The organism is Veillonella parvula (assembly GCF_036456085.1).
Taxonomy (GTDB): domain Bacteria; phylum Bacillota; class Negativicutes; order Veillonellales; family Veillonellaceae; genus Veillonella; species Veillonella parvula_E.
Genome location: NZ_CP138632.1, coordinates 1050389 through 1070486 on the forward strand (window position 1 = coordinate 1050389; position 20098 = coordinate 1070486).

A 20098-nucleotide genomic window follows, 5' to 3' on the forward strand; every position below is an offset into this window, starting at 1 on the left:
TTATTAATCTAAATCGTAGAAACCAGATGGTTTATCGCTCAAGTTTACGATGATGTTTTTCATTTGAGTGTAGTGCTCAAGGATAACTTTATGAGTTTCACGTCCGATACCGGATTGTTTGTAACCGCCAAATGGAGCGCCTGCAGGGATAGAGTTATATGTATTTACCCACATACGACCTGTTTCGATACCGCGAGCTACGCGGATAGCACGGTTGATGTTTTGAGTAAATACGCCACCACCAAGGCCGTATAAGCTGTCATTAGCTTGTTCAATAACTTCTTCTTCGCTGTGGAATTTGATGACAACTGCTACAGGGCCGAAGATTTCTTCGCGAGCTACACGCATATCATTTGTAGCATCTACAATAAGTGTAGGTCTTACAAAGCAACCTTTACCAAGTTCGCCATCAGTAACACGTACACCACCGGCTACAATGCGAGCACCTTCTTCTTTTGCAAGGTCTACATAGCTAAGTACTTTGTTCACTTGATCTTCGTAAATTAAGGAACCAAGTTGTGTAGATTTTTCCCAAGGCAAACCGACTTTTACCTTATCGAATAGTGCGGCAAGTTCAGCTACGAATTTATCATAAATTGTATCTTGTACAAAGATACGGGAACCTGCGCAGCATACTTGACCTTGGTTGAAGAGGATACCAAGCATTGCCCCATCAAGAGCCTGTTTCCAGTTCGCATCGTCAAAGAAGATATTCGCAGATTTACCACCTAATTCCAATGTGGCAGGAATCAAGCGTTCAGATGCTGCTTTATATACATCTAGACCTACCTCTGTAGAGCCTGTGAAAGCAAGTTTGCTAAAACCAGGATGATCAAGGATATATTGACCAGATTTAGAACCTTTACCAGTTACGATGTTTACAACACCTGGCGGCAAGATTTCTTTTAAAATATCACCAAGTTCTAATAAGCTAAGAGATGTGTGGCTAGAAGGTTTAATAACAACTGTACATCCTGCTGCAAGAGCTGGAGCCAATTTCCAAGCGGCCATTAGGAATGGGAAGTTCCAAGGTACAACTTGGCCTACAACGCCAATTGGTTCGCGCACAATAAGGCTCAATGTATTTTCATCAAATACTTGTGCAGAGCCTTCTTCGGAACGAAGCACGCCTGCAAAATAACGGAAATGGTCAGCCCCAAGTGGAATATCCACATTCAATGTTTCGCGGATAGGTTTACCATTGTCGTATGTTTCAACTTGCGCCAAATTTTCTTTATGCGCATCGATAGCATCCGCAATTTTTAACAAATAATCGGCACGTTCTACTTGAGATACTTTTTTCCATGTTTTGAAAGCTTCTGTTGCAGCCTCTACAGCTTTATCAACATCATCATTCGTCGCCTCTGCACAGATAGCGAGTTGTTCGCCATTAGCAGGGTTATATACATTAAATTCAGCACCGTCAGATGCCTTTACCCATTCATTATTAATTAAAAGTCCATATCTTTCTTTAAGGTTCAAGCTCATTGCATTACCTCCTCTTTAGGAATATGATTGAGGGAATTTCCCCTCTATGGTTTCATCATACTCCCTATATCTAATTTTTTCAATCAGATATATCATTTTCGATATATCTGTTCTGCATTAATATACATAGTTTTTAGCTATATAGAAAAACCGCACCCTCTAAAATCATAGAGGGTGCGGGTTTTGGTATAATGACTTTTAGTCAAGAATGACTATCATTTAAAATCTATTAATGTAGATTAACTAGTCTTCTAAGAAATTATCAGTTTCGACGATTCCCATTATTAAGAGAGCCATTATGGTGATTATCATTTTGACGTCCGCCATTATTACGGTTGTTATTTCGGTTATCATTATTTCGACGTTGACCATTATTATTTCTATTATGGTTATTATCGTTATTCTTTGGTTTTTCTGGTTGTAATGCTTTTACAGACAGACCGATGCGATTGCGCTTTACGTCAACAGAAATGATTTGAGCTTCGATAATATCACCTACAGCAAGCACATCTGATGGATGTTGACGGCTATTGCAAAGCTCGCTGCGGTGTAATAAACCATTCGTTTTAAGCCCAAAGTCTACAAAAGCTCCGAAATCAACTACGTTATGAACAGTACCTTTTACAACGGTACCGACCTTGATATCTTCAAGGCTCACTACGTGTTTTCTAGTAAGCGGAGCCGGTAAATCTTCCCGAGGATCACGACCTGGTTTTGCAAGAGCCGCCAAGATATCCCGAACAGTCGGCACGCCCGCATCAAGCTTGGCAGCCATTTTATCGGCATCCACAAGAGGTAATTTTACTTGCAATGCTTCTAATTGAGATTTATCTTGTAAGTCTTTTAAGGTAAAGCCTAATTCACCAATGATGCGCTCTGCCAATTCATAAGACTCTGGATGGACGGATGTATTATCCAGTGGATTTTTACCGTGTTGTAAGCGCAAGAAACCAGCACATTGTGTAAAGGCTGCAGGGCCTAAACGAGGTACTTTTAGCAATTCCTTACGGCTTTTAAACACACCATTCTCTTGACGGTATGCAACAATATTTTTAGCCACCGCACTAGAAATGCCTGCAACATGTTGCAAGATAGCTGGAGATGCAGTATTTAGCTCTACCCCAACGTGGTTTACTACAGTTTCAACTACTTGGTCTAAGGTATGTGTCAATTGTTTTTGATTTACATCATGTTGATATTGACCTACGCCGATAGATTTAGGATCGATTTTAACAGATTCAGCCAATGGATCTTGTACACGGCGTGCAATAGATACGGCACCTCGAATGGTAACGTCTAAATCTGGTAACTCATCGATAGCCAATTTAGATGCTGAGTACACAGATGCGCCCGCTTCATTAGTAATGATATAGTGGCAATCTAATTGTTCCTCTTCAATCATAGTAGACGCAAATTGCTCTGTTTCATAGGATGCAGTACCATTACCGATAGATAAAAGAGTAACCTTAAACTTACGGATTTTATCAGCCAATACCTTTTGAGCTTCCTTGCGAAGCTTTTCACTATTTGTTAAATAGTACGCACCGTAATCGAGCACATTGCCTTGTTGATCGATAATCGCCATTTTACAGCCAGTACGGTAACCAGGGTCAAGGCCCATGATAACATGTCCGGCCAATGGTGGTTGTAACAATAGATTTTTGAGATTTACACCAAACACCTTGATAGCTTGCTCATCGGCTTTTTCCGTCAATTCATTGCGGATTTCACGCTCTAAAGCTGGGAAAATAAGACGTTTGTACGCATCAGCTACAGCAGCCGCTTTATACTCTACGAAGATTGACTTCGGATTTTTCTCTAACTTTTGTAACATATAAGCAACATAGGTGTCACCTGGTACGGTGAGCGCCAATTTCAAAGCACCTAATTTTTCGCCGCGATTAACCGCCAAAATACGATGGGACGGCATTTGACGTACAGGCTCAGCATATTCAGCGTATTGCAAGAATTGTTGTTGTTCTTCCTCTTCACCGCTCAATTCAGCTTGAATAAAGCCTTCATTCCACATCTTCTTACGCAAGTACGCCCGGAAGTCTGCACTATCACTGACGATTTCCGCTACTATATCAGAAGCGCCTTGTATGGCATCCTCTGGCGTAGGAACCTCTTCTGTTATGTATTCTTTTGCAATCTCTAACGGATCTCCAGAGGTAACCGTATCGTTGATAATCATATCAGCCAATGGCTCTAATCCACGTTCACGGGCAATCATAGCACGCGTACGTTTCTTTGGACGGTACGGTAAATACAAATCCTCTAACTCTTGTAGCTTTGTAGCAGCTTCCAAAGACTTCATCAACTCGTCTGTCATCTTTTCTTGCTCTGTAATAGAAGCAATGATTTCTTGGCGACGTGTTTCTAAGTTGCGCAAGTATTTAATGCGTTCTTCGATGGTGCGCAATTGCTCATCTTGCAATTCGCCCGTTACCTCTTTACGATACCGTGCAATAAATGGTACTGTATTGCCTTCGTCCAACAATTCTACGGCAGCTTGCACCTGCTTTGGCTTAACATTTAATTCACTGCCGATAATGGCAAACATTCTTTCACTCATTTAGCTGCCTTTCTGCGATAGGTTACAAAACGATGAGGATATTGATTCTTTTCATCCACAATGCCGTCTACAACGGATTCGATGGTGAAAGCATCCTCTGAGAATTCAGGGAAAAATGCATCTCCATCAAATTCATGGTCTACTTCAGTGATATACATAGTATCTACATAAGGTAGAAAAGCTTCGTATACTTGAGCGCCACCAATAACGTAGGCCGCATCAAGCGCACGTGCGGCTTCAGCAGCCGCCTCAGGGTTATGGAAAATCTTAACACCTTCTGGTGCATCAAAGCCTTTATCACGAGTAATTACCCAATGCTCACGATTTGGCAACAAGAACGGTAAGCTTTCAAAGGTCTTACGGCCCATGATAATAACATGTCCTGTTGTTTTTTCCTTAAAGAATTTCAAATCATTTGGCAAATGCCAAATCAAAGTATTATCTTTACCGATTACACGATTATGTGCTACGGCTACGATTAATGCTAACATACTGCCCTCTTTCAGTTAATACTATATGGCAACAGTCATAAATTATACTATTTAGCAATGGCTATGAACACAATACTATATATCAATAGCCATACATATTATGCTATTTAACAATTGTCATGAATACAATGCTATACAGCAACAGTCATGGATAATTTACCTAAATGTTCATATCCATCTAAGGTAATGTCCTCTGGTGTGAAGTCATAGAAGTCTTTTACCTCAGGATTCACAATAATTTTAGGAGCAGGCAACGCTTGTTCACGACGTGCTAATTGCTCACGCAATGCATCTACGTGATTTTCATAGATGTGAGCATTGTTGATAACATGTGTAAATTTACCTGGTTTTAGACCGGTTACTTGAGCAATCATACATTGTAATGCCGCATATTGAGCCGTGTTAAATGGGACGCCAAGCCCCATGTCGCCACTGCGTTGGATGAGCATGCAGTTCAAGTAACCATCCCCTACATCCCATAAGGTTTCATACGCACATGGTTGCAACGCCATATCATCTAAATCTTCAATATTCCAAAGGGTTACAATCATTCGGCGGCTATCAGGATCTTCTTTAATCGTTTTGATGAGCTTATCTAGTTGTTTGTACTTCGCAATTTGATAGCCGTATGCTTTACCAATAGTACCATCTTCACGCATCCATTCATCCCATACGTGCACATTCATTTCTTGCAATTTGCGCACGTCATTGGACTGCATTTGCCAAATCCACAATAATTCTTTTACAGCTGTTTTGAAAGCTACAAATTTAGTGGTTAAAATTGGAAATTCCTCTTGCAAGTCAAATTGCATGATTTGTTGAGGCAATTTGTACGTTGCAATGCCTGTGCGATTTTGACCATAAATGCCATGATCTAAAATATTTTCAATAATACCGAGGTATTGTGTATCTGCTAAGCTCATTTATCCCCCTAGATCTATTTATAATAAGCAAAAAATACTAATATATATCTTGATAATCTTACTAAAATATATAGTACTATCATACTAAAAAATATACAGTACTACCATATATACAGGAAAATTTATTATCCCTTATATTCTGCAATGGCCTGTAAAAAGGTAAGTCCATATTTTTTTAATTTTGCTTCCCCTACGCCTTTAACATTGCCAAACTCACCTAATGTAGTAGGTCGTAAATTTGCCAAATCTATGAGTACTGTATCAGGGAAGATAAGATACGGCCTAAGACCCGCTTTTTCTGCCAAGCGTTTGCGATGTTGCCGTAAATGTTCAAATAAGCCGCCCGATGTAGAGCTGGATTTTCCTCGCACCACTGAAACAGCAGACTTACTAGTGCGAGAAGGCACAGACACATGTTGTCTAATTTCCTCCACCTCTTTGCGACCGGCTAACACTTCCTCTGCACCAGCCGTTAAGGATAATACAGGATATTTACCTGTAGAGCTACGTAAGTATCCAGATGCTACAAACTGTTGGATAAGCCCTTTAATTGACTTTTCATCTACATTACTCAGTAAGCCAAAGACTGGCAATGCATCATGGCCTGCACGCATAATCCGATCCGTTCGATCCCCGCGGACAATAGAGGTTATCATTGATGCCCCATATCGCTCATCGGTGCCCATGATGGCACGGAAAATAGCCTTTGCTTCTTTCGTAACATTGACCTTATCAGTAGCCCCCTTACAAGAGCTACAATTATCACAGGTTGTCCAAACGGTGCTTTCACCAAAGTAATTAAGCATATATTTACGCAAGCAATTACTACAGAAACAGTAATCAATCATAGACTGCAATTTGCGTAACTCCACATCTTGTCGCTCAGGCGTTTCAATGGACTGTTCAATTAAATACTTATGAACCTGTACATCCTGCCCACTATAAAGCAAGATACATTCAGCAGGTGCCCCATCACGGCCAGCTCGTCCTGCCTCCTGATAATAGGATTCCATATTACGCGGCATTTGATAATGTAGCACATAACGTACATTACTTTTATCAATGCCCATACCAAAGGCATTGGTAGCCACCATAACCTGCAATTTATCGTCTGCGTAGGCATTCTGCATTTCACGGCGCACCTCGTCGTTGAGCCCCCCATGGTAATGGCCCGCTTTGATGCCCGCACGGGTTAAATTTTCATACACACGATCTACATCCTTGCGCGTTGCACAGTAGATAATACCATTTTCATTGGCGTGCTGACGCACATAATGAACAGCGTAATCCATCCGCTTTGGTGTACGGATAACAGAGAAGGATAAATTAGGCCGATCAAAACCCGTCACGTATACATTAGCCTTATCTAGGCCTAATAAATTTTTTATATCGTTTTCTACATATTTCGTCGCCGTCGCTGTGAAAGCCCCCACGATAGGTCTCTTTGGCAATGAATTGAGCCACTCACCGATAAGGCGATAAGACGGTCTAAAATCATGACCCCACTCAGAGATACAATGAGCCTCGTCCACAATGACTTGAGCAATCGGTAATGGTCGCAGTACATTACAAAAAAAATTAGAACTCAACCGCTCTGGTGCAATATATAAGAGTTTAATCTTACCACTACGTACTTCGTACATGGTCTTATTAAACTCAGATTGTGTAAGTGTACTATTGATGAGCGCTGCTGGTATATTCTGCACTAAGAGACCATCCACTTGGTCTTTCATAAGAGAAATGAGAGGAGAAAATACAATAGTCAAGCCCGCCTTACAAAGCGCAGGTATCTGGAAACAGATAGACTTCCCAGCCCCTGTTGGCATAATTCCAATTACATCTTCATTCCGCAACAAAGATGCAATAGGAGCCTCTTGAGCCGGTCTAAAGGAGGTATACCCAAAGTAGGTCTCCAACATGCGCAATGCTTGTTGTTTCGTCACAACTTGATGTTGTCTAGATACATCTTGTTTTCCGCCTACCTGTTGTTCCATAGGGTCCTCCTTTCACGTTCCAAAAATATAAGTATTAATTTCGATTACTACTGACAAATATTTCGTACACTCAATACGAAATATCGTTTTTTCATTCTTTTATTTTATCATATTTCGTTCGGTATGGGACTCATTAGTATATGATTTCATAAGTAACAATCTAATGCGTATCTCTAAAGTATATGGGCTAGATTAGTATAGGAATCTTGTTGATATTACCAATTTTTTACCCTCTAAAGTACTAATATGTGGTACAATAAAAATTATTTACTATACTATAGAATATAACTAGAACCTAAGGAGGTCTTATATAGGCATGACACAAGACAACTTAATGATTATTATCGCCTTTGCCTTATATCTAGGACTCATGATGTATATCGGGGTCTACTATTATCGTAAATCGAACAGCATTGGTGATTACATCCTCGGTGGCCGACAATTAGGACCATGGATTACAGCACTTAGTGCGGAAGCATCAGATATGAGTGGTTGGATGCTCATGGGTGTGCCGGGCCTAGCGTATACTACGGGGATTTCTGGTGTGTGGATTGCCGTAGGCCTTACATTAGGCACATGGGCCAACTGGAAATTCGTTTCTAGACGCCTGCGCAACCATACGGAGGTAGCCAGTGATAGCTTAACATTACCGGATTATTTGAAGAATCGTTTCCACGATCAGTCTCATTCGGTAGCTGTCATTTCCGCCTTATTTATCTTGATTTTCTTCTTGATTTATACATCATCAGGCTTCGTGGCAGGGGGCAAATTGTTCAATACCATCTTTGGTCTTGATTACACCGTATCCCTCTTTATCACCGCTGGTATCGTCGTATTTTATACCTTCCTTGGTGGATTCCTCGCCGTATCTTGGACAGACTGTATTCAAGGTGCATTAATGTTCTTTGCCATCTTGGCCGTACCAATTACAGCAGCCATGTACATGGGGGGCCCTATAGAAACATTCCAGCTCATCCAACATGAGTTCCCACAAGGACTTAGCTTGTTTGGTAATCCGTCTGATTGGTTTACTTGGGCTATCGGCCTAATTTCTTCTCTCGGTTGGGGTCTTGGCTACTTCGGTCAACCTCACATCCTAGTGCGCTTTATGGCTATCTCTGATGCAAAAGAGCTTAAGAAATCTACGAACATCGCCATGGTTTGGGTTATCTTATCCCTTATGGCAGCTATCGCTGTAGGTCTCATTGGTCATGTATATATGTTACCAGACAAATTGGTTGGCACAGATGCAGAAACAGTATTCCTCATCATGACTGAACGGCTCTTTACTCCATTTGTAGCAGGCCTTATCTGGTCCGCTGTATTGGCCGCTATTATGAGTACCGCATCTGCTCAATTATTAGTAACAGCCTCTGCTATTTCTAATGACTTCTATGCTAATATCATCCATCCAAAAGCAAGCGATAAAGAGCTTATATTAGTAAGCCGTATCGTAGTACTTCTAGTGGCATTGGTTGCCATCTATATGGCAATGGACCCAGACAGCTATATCTTGACGATGGTAGCCTATGCTTGGGCAGGCTTCGGCGCAGCCTTCGGTCCAGCTATCTTGTTCTCTTTGTTCTGGAAACGCATGACGCGTCACGGCTGTATCGCTGGTATTGTTGTAGGTGGTTTAACAGTACTCATTTGGAAACAATTTGGATTCTTTGGCCTATACGAAATTGTGCCAGGCTTCATCTTCTCTTCTATCGCAATCTATATTGTAAGCCTCATGGGCAAATTGCCTCCACGTCCCGTTCTAAAAGACTATAGAGAGGCAGAAAAAATGCACGTTCTATAAGGAAACATAAAAAAAGCTAGTTGATTCATCGATCAACTAGCTTTTTATTTATGAGTATTGGTGTAAACCTTCCTCAATTGCGGCTTTTACCTCTGTCACTAAAGAGGCTGGAGTAAGCACTTTTACACTTTGCATATATTGGAGCGCCCAATATTTAAAGGCGTCATGATTAACACGTACACGGCATACAACATTATCAGCTGTTATATTCGTAAACTCTACATTGCCATCGAACCAATCCAAAATTTGATTTACAATGGACCGTTTAGCTTTAAAAGTAACAGTTATAGATTCACCACCGAACATATAAATATGTTCCTTTACGTATTGTGACACGTTAAAGGTGCGTTGTTGTTGATATCCCTTTATCTCCCGTAAAGGTTTTCTACGTTCATTTAGCACCGTAACATGTGCAATTCGATCGACACGTAATGTAGACATGTCATCATAATTTTCGTGATTTCCCACCAAGTAATAATGTCCCCGATTCATTACTAGTTGGAATGGGTTAAATACATACTTCCGTTCCTTATGGTCTGGGCCAAGATTAATGTGTAATCGCTTATCCACATCCGGTTGGCAATAAGCCAACGAAATTTTTCTACCCTTTTGTATTGCTTCTTCTATGAGATCAATATTAAGAAATAAATCTTGGCTTCTATGAAGGTACTCTGTATTACTTTCAATATCAATACCATGAGGCTTAAAATAGGAGCTCCCCAATTTTGCAACACGCCCGATTAAATCTTTACGTTGAGATGCAGTAATATGGCGAGATGCCAATATACCATCAATCAATAACCGCAATTCAGAATCTTCAAAGGTATGAATCATATAGAAATCAGTACGTCTAATGGTGCCATCTGCTCCCACAGCAGACTCTTCACATTGAATACCAAAATCTCCAGATTCATATAAATCATTTAAATGACGGCCTAAGGTTTTCCGATCGACGGATACCTCGTACCGTTCGGCTAATATACTGCGAATCTCCTCTTGAGATAACGTATGATTAGCATCTGTTTCGTCTTTCAGGATTTCCAGTATGTATACTAGAACTGCCTTTTTAGATGCCATAAAAGACTCCTTTTACAAATAATACAATTAATACAACTTTATCAACTAATACAATTTATAGAATCATCCACAACACATCGGATGATATTTACAAAATACCCAAACACATTATACCATACTTTCATGAACGGTTCATTTTTTCCTCATTAAAATTATCGATTTACTATACTTTTTCAGCAATATAAAATAACTAAAAGTAATAAATATAAAATAAAAGTAAATTTAATTATATAAAACAAAACCCGTTAACACTTAGTACATATATATGTTATAAGTGTAACGGGTTTCTATTTTAGCTATAAAATCAGCAGAATATAATACAGACTCATAGCAACAGAATCAAATAAAGGGAGCTATCACTTAGGAAATACTACCTGTTTTCTTACTTCTAATAAAGCCTAATTGTTCCATACGCGTTGTTAATTCATTATAAAAAGCTTCAGCCATGGCATTTTGATGCTTTGTAGTTTGAGACTGATCTGCACTAAAGAGAGCCTCTTTAATCTTTTTAATTACCGTAGATTTCGCTTTTGGTTTGTTCAACAACTCCATAAATAATAAATCCTCTTCAGAAATATCACCAATAGCATCATTGAACATATCTGCTCCATACATATATTCACTGCCACCATGAACAATAGCTTTTACAAAGTTTGTAAAACGGGCAGGAATATAAGATAAGCCCTCCATATACTCTTCTTTTACAGGGAATGTTTTATAGAAGCGAATACCACCACGTACCATATGCTCTACTACAGCACGATACAAGCTACATACAGCAGGTTCTAATTCATCATCAGATGCATGAGCTGCCTCATGGGCTGCTTTCAAAATAGCTAGGGCCTCAATCATATTGAACGTACCACCATCTTTAATAAGCGCTTGGAAGGTATCTCTTACGAGTACATTTTCAAACATTTCCAGTGCTTCCTCATCAAAGAGAATTTGGAAAACAAAGCTATTTACAATAGTGCGAACAGGAATTGTATTCACTTCAGCCGGATTTGCAACAGCAAAATTGATATCTTTTGCAACGCTAGCTTTACAAATAATCGACTTGCGGAATGTTGTATCTAATATAAAATCTAAATATTGTTCTTGATCCGCTTGGCTATTAGGTGCCAATTGCTCTAATTTATCTGCAATACTTTCATCATAGGTACGAACCATAGATAGTGTAAGATCTGCATCACATACATAAGCAAGATTATGCGCTTTCAAGTGGTCATTGAATTGATAGAAATAGCATGGATCATTATGAGGTTCTAAATGGTCATGACCTACATAATAGTCATCCTTTTGCATAACAGAGCGCAATGCACCAAGGAATTTACTATTTCGTTCTTTAAGATTATCATAGTTAAGAATCTGAGCACCCACAAGACTACCTACGGTCTTCCCGCGCAATACCTTTTCCTTATGAGTCAAATTATCTTGTTCACGATTAGCAAATAGCATAAGCTGACGAACCTCTTCCATAGTATGCCAGCCTGGATACGTATTGTACGACACATAGGCAATACCATTATCCGCCAAATGATTAGAAATAATATTGAGCAATTTATCCTTCATTTCATCACTAATCCAAGAGTAGAATCCATGGGCAATAATGTAATCGAAGGTCCCCATCGATTCCTCAAAATTCAAGATGTTTCCTTGTATCAAGGATACATTATCTAGTTTGGCATCACTGATGATTTGATTGCCCTTCTCTACTTGGTCTTGTGAAAGCTCAATACCTACAAAGGTCGCCTCTGGATTAAATACGGCTTGAGAAATAATATTACCGCCATAAGTAGCACCTAGTTCAAGAACGCGAGCTGTCTTCGCAGGTGGAGTATTTAGCCCTACAAGAGCACCATACGCTTCTAAATAGGCCGGCGTCGTAAAAGGAAATGGATAGGATTTATAGCCTAACTCTTTATATATCGTTTGTTGCATGTCTTCCGTTGTCATTTGTGTATTATCCTTAGCCATATGTACCTCTATATTTAATATTAGAATTATCCCAAATATGTATTGCTAAAATTATGCATGACTCCTTATCATTATACCAAATTCCTAGTATATTACCTATGTTTTAAGCAGTTAATAGGTAAGTAATACAATAGTAACCAGCACTATAACTGATTTATGGAAGATACTTAATATGATATTTAGAAAAACTAAATTTACATACAAAAGAGGCACCCTTGAAAGGGTGCCTCATATAGTTCTCAGTCGTTAAATAACGAATTATTTTACGTCTTCAAAACCTTTTTGCAAGCGAACATAGCTTAAGCGACGTTCTTTAGCGTCTTTTTCAGTTTTAGCGAATAATTCTTCTGCAACGTCTGGAGCTGCTTTAGCCAAGGAAGCGTAACGTACTTCACCTTTAAGGAAGTCTTGGAAGCTTTCAGTTGGTTCTTTGGAATCCAAGGAGAATGGATTTTTACCTTCTTCTTTAAGTTGAGGGTTGTATCTGTAAAGATCCCAGTAACCAGCTGCAACTGCTTTACGTTGTTCTTCTTGAGCTTTACCCATACCAGCTTTGATACCATGGTTGATACATGGGCTGTAAGCGATGATCAAGGATGGACCTGGATATGCTTCAGCTTCTGTAACAGCTTTCATCAATTGGTTTTTGTCTGCACCCATAGCTACTTGTGCTACGTATACATAACCATAAGACATAGCCATCATGCCAAGGTCTTTCTTCTTAGTACGTTTACCAGAAGCTGCGAATTGAGCAACTGCTGCTACGTTAGTGGATTTAGATGCTTGACCACCAGTGTTGGAGTATACTTCAGTATCGAATACGAAGATGTTTACGTCTTCGCCAGAAGCTAATACATGGTCAACACCGCCGAAGCCGATGTCGTATGCCCAGCCGTCACCACCGAAGATCCAGTGAGAACGTTTGATCAAGAATTGTTTTTTCTCAAGAATTTCTTTCAATTCAGGAGTTGTAGCGCCTTCAGCTTCGATAGCTGCTACTAAACGTTCGGAACGTTGACGAGTAGCTGCACCAAGGTTAGCAAATTCAATCCATTGTTCTAAAGCGTCTTTCAATTCGCCAGTAGCAGTTTCAACTGCTTTAGCAGCCAATTCTACTAATTGTTGGCGGATTTTCTTAACGCCGATGTACATACCATAACCATACTCAGCATTATCTTCGAACAAGGAGTTTGCCCAAGAAGGACCATGACCTTGTTGGTTAGTTGTGTATGGAGATGCAGGCATGGAAGCACCCCAGATGGAGGAACAACCAGTTGCATTGGCAATCATCATACGGTCACCGAACAATTGAGTTAACAATTTAGCATAAGGAGTTTCACCACAACCTGCGCAAGCACCGGAGAATTCGAACAATGGTTGTTCAAATTGGGAACCTTTAACAGTTTCCTTCTTCATAGGATTTTCTTTTACAGGAAGGTTAACACCATAGTTCCAAGCTTCAGCTTGTTCGATTTCAGTATCGATGGATGTCATCACGATAGCTTTGCCTTTAGGAGCTGGACAGATATCAACACAGTTACCGCAACCCAAGCAATCTAATGGGGATACAGCGATACGGAATTGAAGATCTTTAGCACCCAATGCAGGGATTGTATCGAAATGTTCTGGAGCTGCAGCCACTTCTGCTTCAGTTGCCAAAATTGGACGAATTGTAGCATGTGGACATACGAAGGAACATTGGTTACATTGAATACAGTTTTCAGGCAACCATTTTGGAACGAACAATGCAGGACCGCGTTTTTCGAATTTAGCAGTACCAGCAGGTAATGTACCATCTTCATAGCCAGAGAATTTGGATACAGGAAGATCATAACCAGCTTGTGCATTGATTGGTTGTGCAATATTTTGAACGAAGGATGGGCAAGATTCGCAACCAGGTTTAACTGCATGATTGCCATCATCTACTGCGTCTTTCCAGCTAGCAGGAACATCTACTTTTACCAAAGCGTTAACACCTTGATCGATAGCAGCATTGTTCATGTCAACGATATTTTGACCTTTTTTACCGTAAGAAGTTACTACGGATTCTTTAAGGTATTTAACAGCATCATCTACAGGGATGATTTCAGTCAATTTGAAGAATGCAGCTTGCGTTACCATGTTGATACGACCGCCCAAACCGATTTCGGAAGCGATTTTCGCAGCATTGATGATGTAGAAGTTCAATTCTTTTTCTGCGATTTGACGACGTAATTTAGCAGGTAAATGTTCATCCAATTCTTCAGGAGACCAAGTACAGTTCAATAAGAATGTACCGCCTTTTTTGATGCCGCGAATCAAGTCGTATTCATGTACATAAGATTGACGGTGACATGCTACGAATTGAGGTTCAGTAATCAAGTAAGGCAAGTTGATTGGATTTTTACCAAAACGAAGGTGAGACATTGTTACGCCACCAGATTTTTTGGAGTCGTAGTCAAAGTATGCTTGAGCATACATATCAGTGTGGTCACCGATGATTTTGATAGCGGATTTATTCGCACCTACAGTACCGTCAGAACCGAAGCCCCAGAATTTACATTCAGTCAAACCAGGAGTTTCAACTTCTACGCCTTCAGCACGATCTAAGGACAAGAATGTAACATCATCATTGATACCCAATGTGAAGAATTTCTTACCATTTTCAGCAGCTAAATTATCGAATACAGCAACGATGTCTGCAGGGATAACGTCTTTGGAGCTCAAACCATAACGACCAGCGATAACTTTTACATTACGGCCACCGTCAACTACAGCTGCTTGTACGTCTAAGAACAATGGTTCAGCCAAAGCACCTGGTTCTTTAGTACGGTCAAGAACTGCAATGCGTTCTACAGTTTTAGGAAGAGCTTTCAACAAACGATCTGTTGCGAATGGGCGGAACAAATGAACGTTGATAAAACCAACTTTGCGGCCCAATTTGTTGAGGTAATCCACGGTGGATTCTACAACTTGAGCGGAAGAACCCATAGTTACAACAACGTCAGTAGCATCAGGAGCACCATGATAGTTAAACAATTGGTAGTTAGTACCTGCCAATTTGTTAACTTCGTTCATGTAGTGTTCTACAACGTCAGGAACGTTCAAGTAGAATTTGTTGGATGCTTCACGATGTTGGAAGTAAACGTCAGGGTTTTCTGCAGTACCACGAGTTACAGGAGCATCTGGATTTAAAGCATTTTTACGGAACGCTTTAACAGCATCCATGTCAACCAATGGTTTTAAATCTTCATAGTCCCAGATTTGAATTTTTTGAATTTCGTGGGATGTACGGAAACCGTCAAAGAAGTTGATGAAAGGTACGCGAGTTTTAATAGCTGTCAAGTGAGCTACAGCGGACAAGTCCATTACTTCTTGTACAGAGGATTCAGCTAACATAGCACAGCCAGCTGCACGAGCAGCCATTACGTCTTGGTGGTCACCAAAGATAGCCAAAGCATGTGCAGCCAATGCACGAGCAGCTACTTGGAATACACCTGGAAGTAATTCACCTGCTACTTTATATAAGTTAGGAAGCATCAATAACAAACCTTGGGAAGATGTGAAAGTTGTTGTTAATGCACCAGCTTGTAAAGAACCGTGGGTTGCAGCAGCAGCACCTGCTTCAGATTGCATTTCTACAACTTGAACAGTGTTGCCGAAGATGTTTTTTCGACCAGATGCAGCCCATTCATCAATGTGTTCTGGCATTGGAGAAGATGGTGTGATTGGATAAATCGCAGCAACTTCTGTAAAACCATAAGAAACGTGAGCAGCCGCTTGGTTGCCGTCCATAGTTTTAAATTTACGACTCATGTGATTATTGCCTCCTTAAGCATTTAGCAAAAATAGAACACTTGCTTAATCTATCATTATGTTTAGGAATAACAACCATTACAAACTTGCGCACATGAAAAAATAATGCAATAATATATATGTTATATATAATATGGCATTATGTGTGAGCATACTTTTTTGTGATGGGCACAACCATAATTCCTAATATCATAACTTGATATAGCCCTATATGCTAATTATAACGTGCTGGGCCCTATCAACGCAACACATACAGTGACTGTCGCTTTGCCAATATTGCTATCCATGCTTTACATAAAGTAATAGCTAATTGCATTACAGTAATAACTATTCTCATTTAGTTAGGTCACGTCCTATAACCAAGTTTTATTTTTAGGGGGTTAATTATGGATTTTCATCATTTGAAATACTTCGTTGAAGTAGCTGATCAAAAAAGCTTTAGTAAGGCTGCAAGGAATTTACACATCTCCCAATCTGCAATCAGCCGTACAATTAAAGCTTTAGAAGACGAACTTGGTGTTGTTCTCTTCATGCGTAATGCTAAATCTGTAGAACTTACTGATGGGGGTACCATCTTCTTAACCCACGCTAAACGCGTTGTGTTTATGTTTGAACATCTAAAAACTGATTTTGAAAACGAGTTTCGTTTGGAGCAAGGTTCCATCAGAATTGGTATTCCACCAATTACTGATGCTCCCATTTTTGCCCAGTTATTAGGTGAATTTAAAAAAGTATATCCACAAATCGAATTGGAACTCTACGAACAAGGTTCTAAAAAGGTTGAGATCAGCGTTCAGGAAGGTTTAATTGATATTGGCATCATCTGTACTAAACCAAACCCTAAAGAATTTGAATCTTTCTACCTTACAAGTGACCCACTATCCGTTATCATTCCTAAATCTAGCCCTTTGGCAAAAGAAAAAGAAATTCGCTTAGAAATGCTAGCTGATGAATCCTTTGTATTGCATAAAGACGATTTCAACTTACATGATGAAATCATCAAAGCTTGTAAACACACCGGCTTCCAACCGCATATCGTGTTTGAAACGAGCCAACGTGACCTCATGTTACAAACGGTTAGTGCAAACCTTGCTATTGCATTATTACCATCTCGCCTCTGCCCTGAGGTAGGTGAAAATACGGAGGTTGGTTCTAAGGTTGTCGTAAGACCTCTCGTACCTGAAATTATTCATACCCTTTATGTAATTTGGAAAAAGGGTCATTACCTCTCCCACGCTTCTCGCTTGTGGTTAGACTTCGTAAACTCCAAATTACCATTACCTGGATTACAACTCGAGGATCGTCAATAATGAACAAACCATCTGGGCTCGCATGTAAATTGCGAGCCCTTTTGAAAGCTAAAGAAGCGCCCATGTGGGGCGTTATCATTGTGCTGGTTATCGTTATCATATTCCAGCAAATACAAATCTCTGAATTACAATGGCGTGTCGATGAAGACCACGATGGCTCTACCATCGACAGTGTAGCAGGTCGTCTTTACATTCTTGAAGGAATGGCTAATAAACATAGCGACCAACTAGACGAAATCCTAAAAGATATTCGTCAACTACAAAATGACGGTGCCAAGTACGACTGGGAACTAAAACAATTACAATGGTTGCATCCAGAACTCAAAGTACAACCACCAGAGGCAAACCCACACCCATTCAAATCCACAGATCTAAACCTCGATATGAATCCTGGGAAAGTGCCTGATGTAACAAAATAAAATCAATAAAGAAATCAGGAATAAATAAAAGCACCTTATATACCTACAAAAGTCATCACAAATGACTCTTCTCATAGGATATAAGGTGCTTTTATCATTATTCTATTATAAATTTAATTGCTAGTTTTCCCATACGTCTCTGCAATGACAAGTTACTTCTACTTGCGATACGCTTCTAATTTATATGCATATTCACTTAAAAGATCCTTTGAATAGATTTTTTCATTTTTTGAATCTCTAACTTCTTTCCAAATAATAGATGCTACTTTTAATTTATTCGAATAATTGCCACTACATTCGTCTGCACAAAAATCCTTAAAAAATTGATTCCATTGACAAGCCGAATTGTCATACTTTGCATAATCTGATTCACCATAATATACTTTCAGCAAATCTCCAATGGTAAAGCTAATATTTTTTTCACTTTTTACTTTTCTCCAAGCAGTAGCCATATCAGCATTAAATTTAAATCGTGAAACACCTATTAAATCAGAAAAATATTCTCTAAACTTCGTATTAAAAGAAAAATTACATTCAAGTAATGGTGTATCTAAAGTAATATTTTCCACTTGTTTTTTTCTATTTTTTATTGATGATTTTTTAATTAAATTGCCTTTAAAGTACTGCTCAATAATATGATTGAGTTCTTGTTTTATTCCCCTATATTCTAATCCTAATGATTTACATATTTGTGAAAGTTCATCACGATACCAATAATATTTTTTAAATTCATCAAACGATGTAATTTCATCAAACTTAGGTCTACACTCTTTCAATATTCTGTCTCCTCAAGTTTAAATAATACTATTTTGTAAATTGTAACATAAAATTGAATAGTACCCAAAATCACACCATTGAAGCATTCGTTAAATATTTTCCTATTAAGTTGTCTATAATATAGTTATCTATAATATAGCTCTACTTAATCCTCTTTATGCTCCATAGATTTTGGAAGTGTCAAAATTAATAGACCAGCAAGGAACATACAAGCCCCCATTACATAGTAGCCATAATCAAAGCTACCAGTGTGACCATTGATGAATCCAAGCATATAAGGACCTACCCAGCCCCCCATGTTACCTGAAGAGTTAATGAGTCCCATCGCCCCCGCTGCAGCAGCGCCAGATAAGAAGGTTGTTGGCATGGTCCACCATACACCCATACCACCGTAAACACCTACTGCAGTTAAGCATATAAAGAATAAGCTAACTTCTGGAGACGGACTGTGTGGTGTTGCTAAGAATCCAATAGTACCAATAAACAATGTAGTAGCAACGTGCCAACGTTTTTCATTGCGTTTTTCAGAAGAGTAACCACAGTATATTTGTACAAGTAAAGCAGCTGTCATTGGAATAGCAATAGACCATGCTACCACACTTGGTGGCCATCCAGATAAGCTTTTAAGAACTTGAGGCATCCAAAAACTAAAGCCCCAGAAACCAATAACCCACAAGAAATAGATTAACGCTAAGCGCAATACTTTTGGGTCTTTTAACGCTTGCCAAGTAGTATATTTCTTTATGGCTTGCTTTTGTTGCTCTTCTTTTTCAAGTTCAGCTTTAATATATACCTTTTCTGCATCAGTTACCCAAGATGCATGTTCAGGACGTTCTTTCATCCAGAATGCGAAAATGAACGCAAAGATCACGGCAGGAATGGCTTCAACGATAAAGAGTGTACGCCAACCATGTAGACCAAAGAACGTTGTATCCAATAAAATACCTGCCAATGGCCCACCAATGATGTTAGAGAACAATAAAGACGTCAACATCAAGGAGATTGCCTTCGCGCGCTCCTTTGGCAAGAACCAATTTGGAATGAGTAATGAATAAATTACAGGATATAAAGAAGCCTCACATAGACCAAGTAAAAATCGATAAACATAAAATTCCAACTCAGTGGTCATCGTCGTCATAAGAATACATACGAGACCCCAACTAAACATGATACGCGCCACCCAATGCATAGCGTTACAGCGAGCAGCTATTAAGGATGCTGGCACTTCAAATAAAACGTAGCCAATAAAGAAAATACCGGCCCCCATACCGAATACCTCTGGCGTTAACCATGGTAAATTCTCTTTCATGGTCAAGCCTGCATAGGCAATATTAACACGGTCTAAAAAGGCAATGATGGAAACAATAAATAAAGGTAAGACTACGTGTAGCATACGCCGCTTTGTAAAGTCTTTGAAATCGATGGCCCCACTTTGAGGCTCTGGTGTAGATGAGTTCATATAATTCCT

Annotated in this window: 13 protein-coding genes; 3 read left to right on the forward strand and 10 right to left on the reverse strand. The window is 39.5% G+C overall.

Going from position 1 to position 20098, the window contains the following annotated elements:
* Nucleotides 1–3: 3 nt before the first annotated feature.
* The 5 genes from PK1910_RS04995 to recQ form a co-directional block, all read right to left on the reverse strand.
* On the reverse strand, nucleotides 4–1488 hold the full coding sequence (locus PK1910_RS04995; protein WP_058948041.1) for an aldehyde dehydrogenase family protein: 1485 nt from the start codon (nucleotides 1486–1488) through the stop codon (nucleotides 4–6).
* Nucleotides 1489–1750: 262 nt separating this feature from the next.
* The gene (locus tag PK1910_RS05000; protein ID WP_058948042.1) at nucleotides 1751–4063 is read right to left on the reverse strand and encodes a Tex family protein; all 2313 of its coding nucleotides are present in this window, start codon (nucleotides 4061–4063) and stop codon (nucleotides 1751–1753) included.
* A complete protein-coding gene (locus PK1910_RS05005; protein WP_008715045.1) occupies nucleotides 4060–4554 on the reverse strand; it encodes a dihydrofolate reductase in 495 nt (164 codons plus the stop codon). The genes PK1910_RS05000 and PK1910_RS05005 overlap by 4 nt, the downstream gene beginning before the upstream one ends.
* Before the next feature lie 131 nt (nucleotides 4555–4685).
* Entirely contained in the window at nucleotides 4686–5477 is a 792-nt protein-coding gene (locus PK1910_RS05010; RefSeq protein ID WP_058948043.1) for a thymidylate synthase, read from the reverse strand.
* Nucleotides 5478–5602: 125 nt separating this feature from the next.
* The gene (gene recQ / locus PK1910_RS05015; protein ID WP_058948044.1) at nucleotides 5603–7471 is read right to left on the reverse strand and encodes a DNA helicase RecQ; all 1869 of its coding nucleotides are present in this window, start codon (nucleotides 7469–7471) and stop codon (nucleotides 5603–5605) included.
* A 316-nt stretch (nucleotides 7472–7787) separates the two neighbouring features.
* Here recQ and putP point away from each other — a divergent pair, with 316 nt between their 5' ends.
* Nucleotides 7788–9275, forward strand: coding sequence for a sodium/proline symporter PutP (putP, locus tag PK1910_RS05020; RefSeq protein ID WP_058948045.1), 1488 nt, complete (start codon nucleotides 7788–7790; stop codon nucleotides 9273–9275).
* Nucleotides 9276–9323: 48 nt separating this feature from the next.
* Here putP and PK1910_RS05025 read toward each other — a convergent pair whose 3' ends face one another.
* From PK1910_RS05025 to nifJ, 3 genes are all read right to left on the reverse strand, one after another.
* The gene (locus PK1910_RS05025) at nucleotides 9324–10352 is read right to left on the reverse strand and encodes a helix-turn-helix transcriptional regulator (RefSeq protein WP_008602621.1); all 1029 of its coding nucleotides are present in this window, start codon (nucleotides 10350–10352) and stop codon (nucleotides 9324–9326) included.
* Between the two features lie 360 nt (nucleotides 10353–10712).
* The gene (locus PK1910_RS05030; RefSeq protein ID WP_058948046.1) at nucleotides 10713–12329 is read right to left on the reverse strand and encodes a methyltransferase regulatory domain-containing protein; all 1617 of its coding nucleotides are present in this window, start codon (nucleotides 12327–12329) and stop codon (nucleotides 10713–10715) included.
* A 258-nt stretch (nucleotides 12330–12587) separates the two neighbouring features.
* On the reverse strand, nucleotides 12588–16124 hold the full coding sequence (nifJ, locus tag PK1910_RS05035; RefSeq protein ID WP_004696929.1) for a pyruvate:ferredoxin (flavodoxin) oxidoreductase: 3537 nt from the start codon (nucleotides 16122–16124) through the stop codon (nucleotides 12588–12590).
* 386 nt (nucleotides 16125–16510) lie between these two features.
* Here nifJ and PK1910_RS05040 point away from each other — a divergent pair, with 386 nt between their 5' ends.
* Together PK1910_RS05040 and PK1910_RS05045 are read left to right on the forward strand one after the other, a co-directional pair.
* Nucleotides 16511–17434, forward strand: coding sequence for a LysR family transcriptional regulator (locus PK1910_RS05040; RefSeq protein WP_008602616.1), 924 nt, complete (start codon nucleotides 16511–16513; stop codon nucleotides 17432–17434).
* Nucleotides 17434–17853, forward strand: coding sequence for a hypothetical protein (locus PK1910_RS05045; protein WP_012864710.1), 420 nt, complete (start codon nucleotides 17434–17436; stop codon nucleotides 17851–17853). The genes PK1910_RS05040 and PK1910_RS05045 overlap by 1 nt, the downstream gene beginning before the upstream one ends.
* Before the next feature lie 158 nt (nucleotides 17854–18011).
* Here PK1910_RS05045 and PK1910_RS05050 read toward each other — a convergent pair whose 3' ends face one another.
* On the reverse strand, nucleotides 18012–18629 hold the full coding sequence (locus PK1910_RS05050) for an SAP domain-containing protein (RefSeq protein WP_012864711.1): 618 nt from the start codon (nucleotides 18627–18629) through the stop codon (nucleotides 18012–18014).
* Between the two features lie 146 nt (nucleotides 18630–18775).
* Nucleotides 18776–20089, reverse strand: a complete 1314-nt coding sequence (locus PK1910_RS05055; protein WP_058948047.1) for an MFS transporter — start codon at nucleotides 20087–20089, stop codon at nucleotides 18776–18778.
* Between the last annotated feature and the right edge of the window lie 9 nt (nucleotides 20090–20098).

What these genes read in the sequence shown, in the direction of transcription:
- nifJ (WP_004696929.1), bottom strand. Translation starts at nt 16,124, where the DNA reads ATGAGTCGTAAATTTAAAACTATGGACGGCAACCAAGCGGCTGCTCAC.
- PK1910_RS05030 (WP_058948046.1), bottom strand. Translation starts at nt 12,329, where the DNA reads ATGGCTAAGGATAATACACAAATGACAACGGAAGACATGCAACAAACG.
- PK1910_RS05045 (WP_012864710.1), top strand. Translation starts at nt 17,434, where the DNA reads ATGAACAAACCATCTGGGCTCGCATGTAAATTGCGAGCCCTTTTGAAA.
- PK1910_RS05010 (WP_058948043.1), bottom strand. Translation starts at nt 5,477, where the DNA reads ATGAGCTTAGCAGATACACAATACCTCGGTATTATTGAAAATATTTTA.
- PK1910_RS05005 (WP_008715045.1), bottom strand. Translation starts at nt 4,554, where the DNA reads ATGTTAGCATTAATCGTAGCCGTAGCACATAATCGTGTAATCGGTAAA.
- PK1910_RS05025 (WP_008602621.1), bottom strand. Translation starts at nt 10,352, where the DNA reads ATGGCATCTAAAAAGGCAGTTCTAGTATACATACTGGAAATCCTGAAA.
- PK1910_RS04995 (WP_058948041.1), bottom strand. Translation starts at nt 1,488, where the DNA reads ATGAGCTTGAACCTTAAAGAAAGATATGGACTTTTAATTAATAATGAA.
- PK1910_RS05000 (WP_058948042.1), bottom strand. Translation starts at nt 4,063, where the DNA reads ATGAGTGAAAGAATGTTTGCCATTATCGGCAGTGAATTAAATGTTAAG.
- PK1910_RS05055 (WP_058948047.1), bottom strand. Translation starts at nt 20,089, where the DNA reads ATGAACTCATCTACACCAGAGCCTCAAAGTGGGGCCATCGATTTCAAA.
- putP (WP_058948045.1), top strand. Translation starts at nt 7,788, where the DNA reads ATGACACAAGACAACTTAATGATTATTATCGCCTTTGCCTTATATCTA.
- recQ (WP_058948044.1), bottom strand. Translation starts at nt 7,471, where the DNA reads ATGGAACAACAGGTAGGCGGAAAACAAGATGTATCTAGACAACATCAA.
- PK1910_RS05040 (WP_008602616.1), top strand. Translation starts at nt 16,511, where the DNA reads ATGGATTTTCATCATTTGAAATACTTCGTTGAAGTAGCTGATCAAAAA.